Source organism: Rhizobium sp. IBUN, from assembly GCF_000510625.1.
Classification (GTDB): domain Bacteria; phylum Pseudomonadota; class Alphaproteobacteria; order Rhizobiales; family Rhizobiaceae; genus Rhizobium; species Rhizobium altiplani.
This window is the reverse complement of sequence record NZ_AZNV01000002.1, coordinates 368,303-381,563: the sequence shown is the minus strand read 5'-3', so window position 1 is coordinate 381,563 and position 13,261 is coordinate 368,303. Positions and strand designations below refer to the sequence as shown.

Below are 13,261 nucleotides of genomic sequence, written 5' to 3'. Positions count from 1 at the left end.
GAGCCCCCATGCGCAAGCCAAGGTGAACGATGGCATCGGTTTCGATGGAGTCCGTTTCGAAGAGTTTCGGAACACACAGTGTCATTCATGATGTAGACTTGAAGATCGACGATGGTGAATTCGTTGTCTTTGTCGGCCCCTCCGGATGCGGAAAATCCACGCTGCTGCGCATCGTGGCGGGCCTGATCTCAGCCTCGTCTGGAACGGTCAAGATTGGTGGCGACGATGTCACCGATGTCCCCGCTTCGAAGCGCGGTGTTGCCTTTGTTTTTCAATCCTATGCGCTCTACCCGCATATGACGGTGGCGCGCAACATTGGTTTCGCACTCGAGACCATGGGCATCCGACGCGATGCGATTGCTCAAAAGGTGCAACAGGTCGCGCGTATGCTCAAGGTTGACCATCTCTTGAGCCGGCGACCGAGAGAGCTGTCTGGAGGTCAGCGCCAGCGCGTGGCGATTGGACGGGCATTGGTGCGCCAACCCGAGATTTTCCTGTTCGACGAGCCGCTTTCCAATCTGGATGCGGACCTGAGAATGGAAATGCGCATGGAGATCGCCAAGCTTCATGACGATCTCAAGACGACGATGATCTACGTCACGCACGATCAATCAGAAGCCATGACGCTTGCAGACCGGATTGTTGTCCTCAATCACGGCAGAATAGAGCAGATCGGCACACCTTCGGAGCTGTATCGTCAGCCCGGCAATCGGTTTGTTGCGGGTTTTATCGGCAGTCCGCGCATGAACTTCCTTGCCGTCGAGACACAGCCAGAGCATGACGATGAGCACATCGTCGGCCCGGGCGGCCTGGCAATTGGGCGATCGCCAAGCGATGCAATTCCGGTTGCCGAGATAGGCATTCGGCCGGAGGCGTTGCGCCTGGTACCAACGGGAACCGGGCGTCTCGATTGTATGCTCGAGCGGGTCGAAGACCTCGGACACGAACACTTCGCCTATTGCCGGGTAGGGAGCGGCACACTCTGGGTTGTTCGCCTGCCCGCGGCACCAGATACCGACGCTATCGGCAAGCCGGCTGCACTGACTTTCGACGATCATTCGCTGTTTTTCTTCGCCGCCGACGGCAGACGACTTTTGCCGTCGGCCGAACCATTCGGTGTCAGGAGCGCTCTATCATGAGTGCACGCCTTGCCCGCCGCGATCACCTTGCTGCCTGGCTCTTCCTCGTGCCGGTCATTGCCTCAATGCTGCTTGTCGCCGTATGGCCGTTAGGACGGACATTCTTCTTCGCTTTTACGGACGCCTTTCTCGACGATCCCAGCGTCTACTCCATGGTGGGCATCGACAACCTCATCGAGGTTTTCAATGACCACACCTGGTGGCTTGCCGTCAGGAACACACTGACCTTCACGGTCATCTCGGTGGCAATTGAAACAGCGCTGGGATTGGCTATCGCTCTCCTTATCAACGAGGCCATACCCGGCCGGGGACTTGCCCGCGCTGCGATCCTTGTCCCGTGGGCCATTCCGGTCGTGGTGTCCACCAAGATCTGGGAATGGATGTTGAACGACCAGTTCGGTGTCATCAACAAGCTACTGGAAGCCCTTGGGTTCATCGACCATGGTGTGGCATGGACTGCGAGTGGTTCGCTGATCATGGGGGTGGTCATTTTCATTGACGTATGGATGACGACCCCTTTCATGGTTTTGCTCATTCTCGCGGGCCTGCAGATGATCTCCCAGGAAATATTCGAAGCCGCCGAAGTGGACGGCATTCCTGCCTGGAAACGCTTCTGGTCGATCACCCTCCCGATGCTGCGACCCGCGATAGGAGTAGCCGTGTTGTTTCGCACACTCGATGCCCTGCGCATGTTCGACCTTTCCTACGTTCTGGCGGCCAGCAATGAAAAGGTCATGACAGTGTCGATCTACGCACGCGACCGTCTGATCAGCTTCCAGGAACTCGGTGTCGGCTCCGCGGCCTCGACCTGGGTTTTCCTGTTGGTTGCGCTGGTCGCGATCATCATCATCGGCGCCTTGCGCCTCGACAGGGCAGCGGGGCATTGATCATGACCGACCTTTTTCTTGTACGCCCGGCCCGAAAGTCGAGCGCCTATTACAGGGCCCGGCGCCAGGTGTTGCGGGTACTGCAAATCCTTGCCCTATCGCTGGTGCTGATCTACACGCTGTTTCCCTATTACTGGGCCTTCGTTTCGTCGACGAAACAGGGCGCGGCACTCTACCGTTCGGTCCTGCTGCCAGCGCTCGACTTCACCTATTACCGGGAGTTGATCAACAACCCGGTGTTCATCGGATCACTCCTGAACTCCGCCTATGTCGCCGTGGCAACGACCTGCCTGTCCCTTGTGATCGGTATCAGTGCGGCCTATGCGCTCGGACGCATCGACTTTCCGCAGCGTCGGGCTGTTTTGATGATTATCCTGATGATCTCGATCTTTCCGCAGGTGGTCGTGCTTTCGGGCATGTTTGAGCTCATCAACTGGCTCGGGCTCTTCAACCGTCCAAGCGCGCTCATTCTGACATACCTTCTGTCAACGGTGCCGTTTACGACGTGGATTCTCACAACCTTCATTCGCGAGTTCCCGCGCGAGTTGGAGGAGGCCGCGATCGTTGATGGTTGTTCGCACCTTCGTATCCTCCTGAAGATACTGCTGCCGCTGATGGGACCGTCACTTGCAAGCACGGGCATCCTCGCCTTCATTCTTGCATGGAACGAATTCCTCTTTGCCTTGACTTTCACGCTGACGGACGAAAATCGCACCGTGCCGGTCGCGATCGGATTGATCGCCGGCACCAACCGTTACGAATATCCCTTCGGACAGATCATGGCTGCCTCGGTGACAGTCACGTTGCCGCTGATCGCGGTCGTGCTCATTTTCCAGCGGCGCATCGTTGCGGGGCTGACGGCCGGTGCCGTGAAGGGATGACGATAAAGGGACCAATTACATGGATATGCTTGTCAAGCTCTACGATCTCAAACCGGACACCTCCCTCGATGCGAAAATGGAACGGCAAGGTGTCACGATCCGTCGCGTCTTGCCGCCTGAACTGAAGGCTTTGACCGATTGGATTACGCCCCGCTTTGGAGCCGGGTGGTCTTGCGAAGCGACCACGGCTGCAATGCGGCAGCCGCCGACGTGCTTCATCGCAATCCAGAACGGAAGACTGATCGGCTTTGCCTGCCACGACGCAACAGTGAAGGGCTTCTTCGGCCCGACTGGCGTCGATAGTGCAGTCCGTGGCCAGGGGGTTGGCCATGCGCTGCTTTTGACGACGTTACTTGATATGTATGCACAAGGGTATGCCTACGGCGTCATCGGTGGGGCAGGACCCATGGACTTCTACCGCCGAAGCGTTGGCGCCGTTCCGATCGAAGGATCCGTCCCTGGAATATACAGGGGCATGTTGGCCGAGGCAGAGCCAGATGAAATCTCGCAATCGCACGGCCAACCTTCATAGATGCGCGCCCAAAGTCCTTGAGCGGCTCATGCAAGCCAGGGTGTGGGCCGCCCCAAGGTTACATGAACTCCCTTGAACTGGGAATATTCGTCGAAGCCATAGCGGCCAAGTTCGCGTCCCAGTCCGCTCTTCTTATAGCCACCGATCGGCAGCTCCGGCGTCCCGTCGATAACACTGTTAATCCAGCAGCGACCAGCGCGAATGCGGCGGATACTTTGCAGCGCGTTTTCGAGGTTGGTTGACCAGACGCTCGCTGACAGGCCGAATTCGGTACTATTGGCAAGTGCGATCGCCTCTTCGGCTGTCTTGAAGGTCAGTGTTGAAAGCACGGGCCCAAAAATCTCCTCACGAGCGATCGACATGTCCGGCTTGACGCCTGCAAAGACCGTCGGTGGGTAATACAGTCCAGTCCCCTTGCCTACCCTTTCGCCGCCAAGAAGCAGTTCCGCGCCGGAGGCAATCCCTGCCTCGACGTAAGCATGCACCTTTTGTGCATGCGCCTCCGAAATCATCGCGCCGATCTTGGTGCGCTCGTTCAACGGATCCCCGAACGTGACGTTCCGTGAAATGCCGAGCAACCGATCCATCAAGGCATCCCGGATATCCTCCTGAACCAGCAGCCGGCTCCCGGAAATGCAGCATTGGCCGGCATTGTGATAGACGCCGTAAGCGATGCCGTCGGCCGCCGCCTCGAGGTCCGCATCGGCAAAGACAATCTGCGGCCCCTTGCCCCCAAGCTCCAGCCCCACCCGCTTGACGCTACGAGCGGCGATTTCACCGAGCTTCTTGCCAACGCGCACGGAACCAGTGAACGCCACCATGTCGATGCCTGGATCCTCCGCGAGCACCTGGCCAGCCGGATCGCCAAAGCCTGTGACAACATTGAAGACCCCGTCCGGAATGCCAGCTTCGCGCGCAAGTTCCGCCATGCGGATCGAGGTGCCGGAGGTGAATTCCGAGGGTTTCAGGACGACCGTGCACCCAGCGCCGATCGCCCACGGCACGCGCTCCGAGGCAATGATGAAGGGAAAGTTCCACGGCGTGATGATGCCGACGACGCCTGCCGGTTCGCGCAACACGAGGCCAAGCCGGTCGTCGCCAATATTATTGTGCGTCTGTCCCTCAAGCGCCCGGGCCTGGCCAGCTGCATAGGACCACAGATCCGCGCAAAATCCGATCTCGCCCCGAGCCTGGGCGATTGGCTTGCCGACCTCGAGGCTCTCGATCAGCGCAAGTTCTTCCTGGTGGGCAAGAATGAGATCCGCCACCTTGAACATCAGTCGCGACCGCTCGGCGCCCGACATGCGCGGCCAAGGACCGGTGTCAAACGCCCGCCGCGCTGCTGCGATTGCCAAGCGAACGTCGTCCGCCGACGCTTCCGGCCATGTTGCGACCACGATACCGGCATGGCCGGGGCTCACCCGATCGATGGTCTTGCCCGAGGCAGCATCAACAGACTTGCCATCAACGAGCATGCGGTAACGATATTTGGATCCCAGCCGCGGATCACTGGAATCAGGCGCGATAAAGTTAGACAGCATCATTTCTCCCCGGCCAGACATCACGGTCGGCCTTTTCATCCGCTTCCGGTCTTCAATGACCCGGACGCATTGGTTTAAGTCGTATGGCGCAGCATGGAATGGCCCCGCTGCTCTAGTCCTGACGTGCAACCACCGGCAGCGAACCGTCGTCGTGCAGGCGGCCCTCAGTCTGTCGAGCTGCTGCCACGAGGCGGCGCTGTGCCCGGATCGCATGCCATTGCTGGTCGATAAGGACGCCGATGAGGATCACGCCACCCATCACGGCAAAGTTCAACGACGACGGGATGCCGAGCAAGTTCACAAGGTTCTGCAATTCCTGAAGCAAGACTGTACCAAGCACGACACCGACGATCGATCCCTCGCCGCCGCGCAGCGAAAACCCGCCAAGCACGGCAGCGGCGATGGCATAGAGCTCGTAAAACTGTCCATGGCTCGCCGGTGAGATCGAGCGCGTATACATGGCAAAATAGATCGCCGAGAGCGCCGTGAGCAATCCGCAGATGACATAGGCCGACATGATCATTCGGCCGGTCCGGATGCCTGAATAACGGGCCGCTTCCTCGTTCTTGCCGATTGCGTAAAGATAACGCCCGAAGACGGAGCGGTGCAACACCACCCACATGACCACCGTGATGATGGCGAGCGCAATGAAGGTGTTTGGAACACCATAGAAGCGGCCCGCGGTCAGGAATTCGAGGTCGGGGAAATTCTGGCCGAAGGCAAATCCCGCCGTCCCGTCGGCAGTATAGAAGCGCGCGGCCCCACGATAGATCAGCAAGCCGCACAAGGTGACGACAAAGGGTTGCAGATTGAGCCTGGTAATCAGCCAGCCATGAATGGCACCGATGACCGCCCCAAGCACGAGGATGAGCGGCAGCGCCAACATCCAGGACATGTCCTGGACAGCAATGAAATCGATGAAAAGGACGCCAAGAAGCGCGACGAGCGAACCCACGGAAAGCTCGATGCCACCGGTAATGATGACAAAGGCCTGGCCGATCGAAAGGATGCCAAACAGTCCGATCAGGTTGGCGGTGTTCGCCAGGTTGATCGGCAGCAGGAAGCGCGGATTGATGATGGCGACGACGATGCCGACGACGACAATCAAAAGCAGCAGTCCAAGGTCTTTCTTGATCATTCGAGATCCGTTCCCCGATACCTATGATGGCCGCAGCCGCTATTTTACTCTCTTGCCGACGGCAAGCAAAAGGACGCTTTCCTGGCTGAAGTCATCCTCTTCCAGAATCCCGGCGATCTGGCCCTCATGCATGACGGCAATGCGGTCGGAAACGCCGATCACCTCTTCCATGTCGCTTGAGATCATCAGGATGGCGACGCCAGCATCGGCAAGGGCCCGCATCAGCCCGTAAATTTCATTCTTCGCCCCGATATCGATGCCGCGCGTTGGCTCGTCGAAGATCATCACCTTCGGGTTCATCGATAGCCATTTGGCAAGCACCACCTTCTGCTGATTGCCGCCCGACAGAGTGCCGGTCCGGGTCGAAACCGAGGGCGCCTTGATGCCAAGGCGAGCGCGTTGCTTTTCAGCCGCCGCCGTTTCCCGGTCGGCAGACAGCATGTGGCGGTTGGCAAGATTTGGAAGGTCGGCAAGGGTAATGTTCTGGGCAATCGGGAAATCAAGAAGAATGCCGTTGCGCTTGCGATCCTCCGGCACCAGGAAGATCCCGCGAGCCACGGCAACACGCGCGGAGCCGACCGCGATTTGCTGTCCGTCCTGCAGAATGGCTCCGCCGTAACTCCGGTCAATGCCGAAGAGCACCCTTGCAAGCTCGGTGCGCCCCGAGCCGACAAGGCCGGCAAGTCCGAGGATTTCTCCATACCTGATGTCCAGATCGACAGGGCGGGATGGATAGGCCTCGGTGCGCACGCCGCTTGCCGTCAGCGCAACCGAGCCGGGCGCGCGTTGCGGTTTGGCGGTGCGCGCCGCAAGCACCCGGCCAATCATCAGCTTGACCATCTGGTCGTGCCCGATCTCGGCCTTTGCAAGCGTACCGGCGAGCGTGCCATCGCGTAGCACGACCACGCGGTCGGCGACGCGCTCGACCTCGTGGAGGCGATGCGAGATGAAAATGACGCTGATGCCATCTGCCTTCAGCGACTTGATGATGCTCAAAAGCCGCTCGGTTTCGGCCAAGGGAAGGCTGGATGTGGGCTCATCGAAGATGACGAGCCTCGCGTTGATCGACAATGCCTTGGCGATCTCCACCATCTGCTGCTCGGCAAGCGAAAGCGACGCCACGGGCGTGTCGGCGGAAAAATGCGCCCCCACACGCTTCAGGAGCGGCCTTACCATCTCCCTCAGTCGATCACGATCGACGAGCTTGAGAGGCCCGGCCTTCAGTGGTTCGCGGCCCAGGTAGATATTGGCGGCGACGTCGAGGTTTTCGAAGAGATTGAGTTCCTGGTGGACGAAGGCGATGCCGGACGAGATGCTCGATTCCACGGTAAGCGAACGAAGCTCCGCCCCGTCGAGCAGGATCGTGCCCCGGTCGGGCGCGATCACGCCGCCGAGGATCTTCATGAGCGTCGACTTTCCTGCCCCGTTCTCGCCGACGAGGCCGATCACCTCGCCCGGCATGATGTCCATTGACAGGCCGTCAAGTGCGACGACGCCCGGATAAGTCTTGCCCACACCGGAAAGCGAAAGGAACGGTGTCGCGGGCGCGTCCGGTGACGGGATATCGGAGCTGTGGTTCATCGCCTGTCCATGGCTGCTAAATGCTGTCGGCACAACACGTCACTTGCGGCGGCGACTGGCACCACCGCCGCAAGGAAGGATTACTTGCCGGCCATGGCCTTCAGGTTGGCGGCATACTTGTCGACATCATCCTTGCCGATGATGACGGTCGGGATGATGATCAGACCGTTGGCTGGAACGCCAGACTTGTCGCCCTTGAGATAGGCTGCCATCAGCTTCATGCCCTGATAGGCCCATTCGAACGGCTGCTGCACGACGGTCGCCGCAATTGTGCCTTCCTTGACGCCACCAAGCGTGATCGGATCGTCATCGAAGCCGACGACGGTGATCTGGCCTAGTTTGCCTGCGTCACGCAGCGCCTCATAGATGCGTGGCGTGTTGTAGGAATAGAAGCCGACCATGCAGGTCACGTCGGGGCTGGCAACCAGCGCATCCTCGACGTTCTTCTTGGCACGGGTCTGGTCGATGTCGTCGCCGCGAACGTCCGTCAGCTCGATCTTCGTTCCCTTCAGCCCGTCCTTCATGCCCTGGATGCGTTCCTTGGCATTGTCGGCGCCAAGAAGTCCGACGAAGCCGATGCACTTACCGCCATCAGGCATTGCCTTCTTGGCGATTTCAGCGGCCTGCTTGCCAGCGTCGACGTTGGACGAGCCGATATAGGCAACACGGTTGGTCTGGGGCGCGTCGCTGTCGGTGGTAAAGAGTGCAGTCTGCGAACCGATCTTGTTCAGGCCGTCCGTCTGGGTCTTAGGATCGACGGCGGAAACCATGACGCCTTTGACGCCAGCGCTCACAAGGTCTTCCATCAGGCGCTGTTGAACGGCGACTGACGCCTGTTCAGGATATTTCAGCTGCATGTCGTAGTCTGGCATCTCGCCCTGGGCCTTCTTCACGCCGGCCTCGGCAGCCTTCCAGAAGTCGGAAGCCCCGTTGACCACGAAGGCCAAGGTCGGCTTGTCGGCGGCATGGGATACCGCAACAGGCGCGGCACTCAGCATCAATCCGGCGAAAAACAAGGCTGCATTGCGTTTCAGCTGATTCATAATACACCTCCCGAAGGGCCGCAGTAGCAAGGGCCCGATTGCAACTTGCGGCCGGCCGGATGCGCGCCCCCTCCTAGGGCGGTCGCGAAGCGACGAATGGCATAGGGTTCCGATCGCTCCATGACGGTATACAAGAATTTTAATTAGTAAATAGTATTATCAATGCAGATCAAAACATTTCATAGAATGGCAGCGGAAATGCATTTTCGCGTTCGGATATGGCCAGCAGCGGCGCACAAGTATGTCACTTCATGCGATTGCTAACGCAGACTGATCAGTGGTAATATTAATTACCAATGGTGAGCAAATTAACACCTTGACCAAATATGGGTAACGGACCTCCACGGATGCGAAAAACCAAGATCTTGGACGAACACGAGCCCGCGGCAAGGAAGCCTGCACGCAACCGAAAGGCCGCTCGCCCCGAGCGCGTGACAATGATGGATATTGCCAAGGCGGCCGGTTGCTCGCAGGCGGCCGTTTCCTTCGTGCTCAACAACACGCCCGGCACCCGCATCTCGCAGTTGACCCGCGAGCGCGTGTTTGAGGCAGCGCGGGCACTTGGCTATATGGGAGCGACATATGCAACGCCGACCTCTTACTCGGGCCTGGACAATGTGATCGGGTTTGCCGTCGACCAGCTCGCGACCAGCCCGGAAGCAATCGTTGCGATTGAAGGCGCGCGGCAAGCCTCATGGAACGCCGGCAATGTCCTGTTGGTGACGCAAACGCTCAGCGATCCCGTCATGGAGCCGAAGGCCATAAAAGCGTTGACGAGCGGCGGCATATCGGCGCTCATCTACATGACGATCTATACGCGCGAGGTTGAGCTTCCCGCCTATTTTTACAAGCTCAACATCCCGACGGTGCTGCTCAACTGTTATACGGCGGATTACGCCTTCCCTTGCGTTGTGCCGAGCGAGATTGCGGGAGGACAGAGTTCCACCCGACATCTGATCGCCCATGGACACCATCGCATCGCCACGATCACCGGCGAAATCTGGATGCAGGCTGCGCAGGATCGTCTAACCGGATATCGCCGCGCGCTCGCGACAGCCGATATTCCCTTCGATCCCGAACTGGTCATCGAAGGCGACTGGTCGGCCAGCGCCGGCTATGCTGCGACAATGAAGCTGCTGGCTCTGAAGGAGCCGCCAACAGCGATCTTCTGCCAGAATGACAGAACTGCGATCGGGTGCTACGAAGCCCTCAAGGATGCGGGTCTTCGCATTCCCCAGGACATGTCGGTTGTGGGTTACGACGACGAAGACATATCGCGACATCTCGTTCCCCCGCTGACGACGTCTGTCCTTCCCCATCTCGCCATGGGCCAATGGTCGATCGAACATCTCAATCCGGAAAGCCTTCCTGGCAAGAAGCGGTATCCGATTACGAAGCTCGAATGCTCTCTCGTCAAACGTCACTCTGTCGCGGCACCTCCGGTCAAAAGGGCAAAAATCCACCACAGCGAGCAAAATGCGCAATAGCGCAGTCGGCGGTGCAATCCCAGCAAATGTGGTCAGATACCTTCACCCGCTCACATAGGCTCCTCATCGAGGCGGTTATTGCGCGACGACAGCCACGCAATCCCCCGGTTTGACCAACCCTGGAAAGTGGCGGGCGGTGAGGATACCATCCATCTTGCGACGAGCTCGACAGGCGCTTCGCCGGAACGGGCAAGTTCCTGTCCGGTTATGGACTGTCTGCCGGTCCCGGTCCGGCTCCGGCTTCGCCGTTGCCGATCTCGACCGGTTGAAACAGGTTCCCAATCTCGTTGCCGACACCACCACTTAAGCCGTACACCAACATCGTCAGGTTTCCGGCTCAGGCCCGCCGGCGCAGCAGCCTGGCTTCTGCCGCACCGGCGAGCCTGTTGAGTGAAAACCCGACAAGGCCGAGAATGATGACGCCGACCATGACCAGTGCCATGTCGAAGCGCTCGCGTCCAGCAATGACCAGACCGCCGATGCCTGGACCGACCGCAAGGAAATACTCCGCCCCGACGGTCGCCAGCCACGAATAGATGAGGCCGAGATGGATGCCGGTCGCGATCGCCGGGAGAGCTGACGGCAGGTAGATCCTGGCAACGCGCTGCCAGGGTCGAAACCGCAGCGCCCGACCGACCTCCACCAGCTCTGAAGGCGCGTCCTTGATACCGTCATAAGTGTTGAGGGCGATGGGAATGAAAGCTGCAAGAGCGACAAAGACCACCTTCGCCTGCTCGCCGAAACCGAACCACACCGAAATGAGCGGTATCCAGGCAAGCAGAGAAATTTGCTTCAGGCCGTTGAAGGTCGGCATGACCAGCCTGTCTCCGATCCTCGTCACGGCAACGAGCGTGCCGAAACCGACGCCGAGGACGCAGCCAATCAAAAAACCTGCGATATTGCGCAACAGACTGGCTGTGAGCTGGCCCGTCAGACCATTGTCGATGATCTCGCGCTTGGCGGTCAGGACGACATCTTCGATCCCTGGCAGAAAGCGGGGATCAACGAGCCCGAGGCGGCTGGAGGCCTCCCATACAGCGAGAAGAAGAAGAGGAAGGGTGAGGCCACGTCTGATAGGGACAAGCCTCGTTGACGCTTCGGCCATCGTCAAAGTCCTTCTTTCTTCCAGCGCTGGATGAAGACCTCGGCGCCATTCAGGCCCTTGTCCATGGCAAAGCCTATGAGGCCGATCACGATCATCGCGATGATCACGGTATCAAGCCAGAACATCTGTCTTCCCCACACGAGCAGGTAGCCGAGCCCTTCGGATGACGCCAGGAGCTCGACCCCGACAAGCGAAGTCCATGCGTGCGTAAGGCCATAGCGGATACCGGTAAAAATGGAAGGAATTGCGCCCGGCAGTACGATCAGGCGAAGCGTCTGCCACCGGCTGAAACGCAGTGCCTTGCCGACTTCCACGTATTTGCCGGGAACACTGCGGATGCCGGAGAAGGTATTGAGCGTGATCGGCACGAGAGCGCCCTTGGCGATGATGATGATCTTCAGTGTCTCCTCGATGCCGACCAGCAGCATCAGAAGCGGGATCCATCCAAGCGTCGGGATCTGTGCGAAGGCTAGGAACGTCGGCTTGATATAGTCTTCCAGGCGCGCAGACAGGCCCATGGCGATGCCGAGACCCAATCCCAACCCCGCGCCGATGGCGAAGCCGAAGACAACGCGGCGCAAGCTGACTGCGGCATGGTAAAGCAGCTCCCCGCTCATGATCATGTCACCGGCGGTCTGCAGTACATAGGACGGCGCCGGAAGGATCTGCTCTGGCAGCCAGCCTCTCGCGGAGGCGAGCCACCAGAGGGCAATCAACAACATGGGAAGAAGCAAGGCCGAGAGCGAAGAGAACCGTCCCTTGAAAAACCTGCGCGCGTTCGGGATGCCGTCATCACCGGCGATTTCAAGAGGGATTGCCATCAGCCTGCTGCTCCAATGCTCTGCTTACGAGGCGACCGGCTTGCCGTCAGCGCCATAGGCTTGCCAGAAGTGCTGCAGGTTGAGCCGTTCAATGGCGCTTTTGAGGTAGCGAGGTTCGAACCAGCCCTCAAGATCGACATCACGGCGGATGAGGCCGAATTCCTTGCTCTTCGCCGCCTGCTCCTTGTATTGCAACACAAGCAGGTCATCGATCAGCGGCGAGTTGCGGTAGGCGAGCGTGTCACCCTTGAAGTACTCCTCCAGAATTGGAACTGGCGTTCCCGACTTGTGCCACAGCTCGAGAAGTGCGGTGCGGTTCGGCTCGTCCGACGACCATTGCGCCGCCTTGACGAAAGCATCGACGACCCGCTGGGTTATGTCGGGATGGGCATCGATGAACGCCTGGCGGCCAATGACGCCGGCATTGCGGCCGAAGCGCGGATCGTCCCCCTTGGTGGTATAGATGATATCGGCTGCACCCTTGGTGGCGAGGTTGATCAGCTGCGTATCGCCGAATGCGGCGTCGATGTCCTTGCTGGTCAAAGCAGCAACCGTGCCTGCGCTGTCGAGATTGACGACCTGAACGTCGCGCTCCGTCAACCCATTGGCCTCCAGCACCTTGATGGCAGCCAGATGACCGTTCGTGCCGCGCTGGAGGGCTATCTTGCGGCCCTTCAGATCCGCGATAGATTTAATGCCGCTATCTTTGGCGACGGCGAGATAGAGCGGCTTTCTCGCTCCGCTTGCCAGGAGATACCTGGTCTTCAGCCCGTTGGCACGGCCGATCAACGAGGGAAGATCACCCTGGTAGGCGAAGTCGAGCTGATCATTCGCAAAGCCTTCGTTGACGGCAGGGCCTGCGCCCTTGAAGAAGGTCCATTCAATCTTGATGTCCGGATCCTTGGCAAATTCCTTCTCCAGAAATTCGCCCGCCCGGGCGGTCGCGGCAGACGTGCCTTCCGCGTAAGGACGATTGTCGACGCCAATGGCGGCATAGCCGACATGAATGACCAGCGGTTCCTCGGCGTGGACCGTGGCCGGGGCGGTCGCGAGCATCAGTGCGAGGCCGGCGACCACGCGTGGTAGAAATGCGCGTTTCATAGTTT

12 protein-coding genes are annotated in these 13,261 nt (G+C 59.3%); 5 read left to right on the top strand and 7 right to left on the bottom strand.

Annotated features, from left to right (window positions below; genetic code table 11):
* Positions 1-29 precede the first annotated feature (29 nt).
* From RHIBUN_RS0103890 to RHIBUN_RS0103875, 4 genes are read left to right on the top strand one after another with little or no spacing between them, the layout of a single operon-like run.
* Positions 30-1,139 carry an ABC transporter ATP-binding protein gene (locus RHIBUN_RS0103890; protein WP_025658537.1) on the top strand — a complete coding sequence of 370 codons (1,110 nt, stop codon included), beginning with the start codon at positions 30-32 and terminating at the stop codon, positions 1,137-1,139.
* Entirely contained in the window at positions 1,136-2,026 is an 891-nt protein-coding gene (locus RHIBUN_RS0103885) for a sugar ABC transporter permease (protein ID WP_025658536.1), read from the top strand. The genes RHIBUN_RS0103890 and RHIBUN_RS0103885 overlap by 4 nt, the downstream gene beginning before the upstream one ends.
* A 2-nt stretch (positions 2,027-2,028) precedes the next feature.
* Positions 2,029-2,907 (top strand): carbohydrate ABC transporter permease, encoded by an 879-nt coding sequence (locus RHIBUN_RS0103880; protein WP_025658535.1) that lies wholly within the window; start codon positions 2,029-2,031, stop codon positions 2,905-2,907.
* Between the two features lie 19 nt (positions 2,908-2,926).
* On the top strand, positions 2,927-3,439 hold the full coding sequence (locus tag RHIBUN_RS0103875) for a GNAT family N-acetyltransferase (protein ID WP_025658534.1): 513 nt from the start codon (positions 2,927-2,929) through the stop codon (positions 3,437-3,439).
* Positions 3,440-3,465: 26 nt separating this feature from the next.
* Here RHIBUN_RS0103875 and RHIBUN_RS0103870 read toward each other — a convergent pair whose 3' ends face one another.
* The 4 genes from RHIBUN_RS0103870 to RHIBUN_RS0103855 form a co-directional block, all read right to left on the bottom strand.
* Positions 3,466-4,980 (bottom strand): aldehyde dehydrogenase family protein, encoded by a 1,515-nt coding sequence (locus RHIBUN_RS0103870; protein ID WP_025658533.1) that lies wholly within the window; start codon positions 4,978-4,980, stop codon positions 3,466-3,468.
* Positions 4,981-5,092: 112 nt separating this feature from the next.
* On the bottom strand, positions 5,093-6,118 hold the full coding sequence (locus tag RHIBUN_RS0103865; protein ID WP_025658532.1) for an ABC transporter permease: 1,026 nt from the start codon (positions 6,116-6,118) through the stop codon (positions 5,093-5,095).
* Between the two features lie 39 nt (positions 6,119-6,157).
* A complete protein-coding gene (locus RHIBUN_RS0103860) occupies positions 6,158-7,699 on the bottom strand; it encodes a sugar ABC transporter ATP-binding protein (protein ID WP_025658531.1) in 1,542 nt (513 codons plus the stop codon).
* Positions 7,700-7,779: 80 nt separating this feature from the next.
* Complete coding sequence (locus RHIBUN_RS0103855) at positions 7,780-8,742, bottom strand: sugar-binding protein (RefSeq protein WP_025658530.1); 963 nt, start codon at positions 8,740-8,742, stop codon at positions 7,780-7,782.
* A 437-nt stretch (positions 8,743-9,179) separates the two neighbouring features.
* On the opposite strand from RHIBUN_RS0103855, the gene RHIBUN_RS0103850 reads away from it, so the two are divergent.
* The gene (locus RHIBUN_RS0103850) at positions 9,180-10,229 is read left to right on the top strand and encodes a LacI family DNA-binding transcriptional regulator (RefSeq protein ID WP_037214841.1); all 1,050 of its coding nucleotides are present in this window, start codon (positions 9,180-9,182) and stop codon (positions 10,227-10,229) included.
* A 337-nt stretch (positions 10,230-10,566) separates the two neighbouring features.
* Here RHIBUN_RS0103850 and RHIBUN_RS0103840 read toward each other — a convergent pair whose 3' ends face one another.
* From RHIBUN_RS0103840 to RHIBUN_RS0103830, 3 genes are read right to left on the bottom strand one after another with little or no spacing between them, the layout of a single operon-like run.
* A complete protein-coding gene (locus RHIBUN_RS0103840) occupies positions 10,567-11,334 on the bottom strand; it encodes an ABC transporter permease (protein ID WP_025658528.1) in 768 nt (255 codons plus the stop codon).
* A gap of 2 nt (positions 11,335-11,336) precedes the next feature.
* Positions 11,337-12,155, bottom strand: coding sequence for an ABC transporter permease (locus RHIBUN_RS0103835; protein ID WP_025658527.1), 819 nt, complete (start codon positions 12,153-12,155; stop codon positions 11,337-11,339).
* Positions 12,156-12,179: 24 nt separating this feature from the next.
* Positions 12,180-13,256, bottom strand: coding sequence for an ABC transporter substrate-binding protein (locus tag RHIBUN_RS0103830; protein WP_025658526.1), 1,077 nt, complete (start codon positions 13,254-13,256; stop codon positions 12,180-12,182).
* Positions 13,257-13,261 lie beyond the last annotated feature (5 nt).

What these genes read in the sequence shown, in the direction of transcription:
- RHIBUN_RS0103870 (WP_025658533.1), bottom strand. Translation starts at nt 4,980, where the DNA reads ATGCTGTCTAACTTTATCGCGCCTGATTCCAGTGATCCGCGGCTGGGA.
- RHIBUN_RS0103890 (WP_025658537.1), top strand. Translation starts at nt 30, where the DNA reads ATGGCATCGGTTTCGATGGAGTCCGTTTCGAAGAGTTTCGGAACACAC.
- RHIBUN_RS0103875 (WP_025658534.1), top strand. Translation starts at nt 2,927, where the DNA reads ATGGATATGCTTGTCAAGCTCTACGATCTCAAACCGGACACCTCCCTC.
- RHIBUN_RS0103830 (WP_025658526.1), bottom strand. Translation starts at nt 13,256, where the DNA reads ATGAAACGCGCATTTCTACCACGCGTGGTCGCCGGCCTCGCACTGATG.
- RHIBUN_RS0103850 (WP_037214841.1), top strand. Translation starts at nt 9,180, where the DNA reads ATGATGGATATTGCCAAGGCGGCCGGTTGCTCGCAGGCGGCCGTTTCC.
- RHIBUN_RS0103860 (WP_025658531.1), bottom strand. Translation starts at nt 7,699, where the DNA reads ATGAACCACAGCTCCGATATCCCGTCACCGGACGCGCCCGCGACACCG.
- RHIBUN_RS0103865 (WP_025658532.1), bottom strand. Translation starts at nt 6,118, where the DNA reads ATGATCAAGAAAGACCTTGGACTGCTGCTTTTGATTGTCGTCGTCGGC.
- RHIBUN_RS0103855 (WP_025658530.1), bottom strand. Translation starts at nt 8,742, where the DNA reads ATGAATCAGCTGAAACGCAATGCAGCCTTGTTTTTCGCCGGATTGATG.
- RHIBUN_RS0103880 (WP_025658535.1), top strand. Translation starts at nt 2,029, where the DNA reads ATGACCGACCTTTTTCTTGTACGCCCGGCCCGAAAGTCGAGCGCCTAT.
- RHIBUN_RS0103840 (WP_025658528.1), bottom strand. Translation starts at nt 11,334, where the DNA reads ATGGCCGAAGCGTCAACGAGGCTTGTCCCTATCAGACGTGGCCTCACC.
- RHIBUN_RS0103835 (WP_025658527.1), bottom strand. Translation starts at nt 12,155, where the DNA reads ATGGCAATCCCTCTTGAAATCGCCGGTGATGACGGCATCCCGAACGCG.
- RHIBUN_RS0103885 (WP_025658536.1), top strand. Translation starts at nt 1,136, where the DNA reads ATGAGTGCACGCCTTGCCCGCCGCGATCACCTTGCTGCCTGGCTCTTC.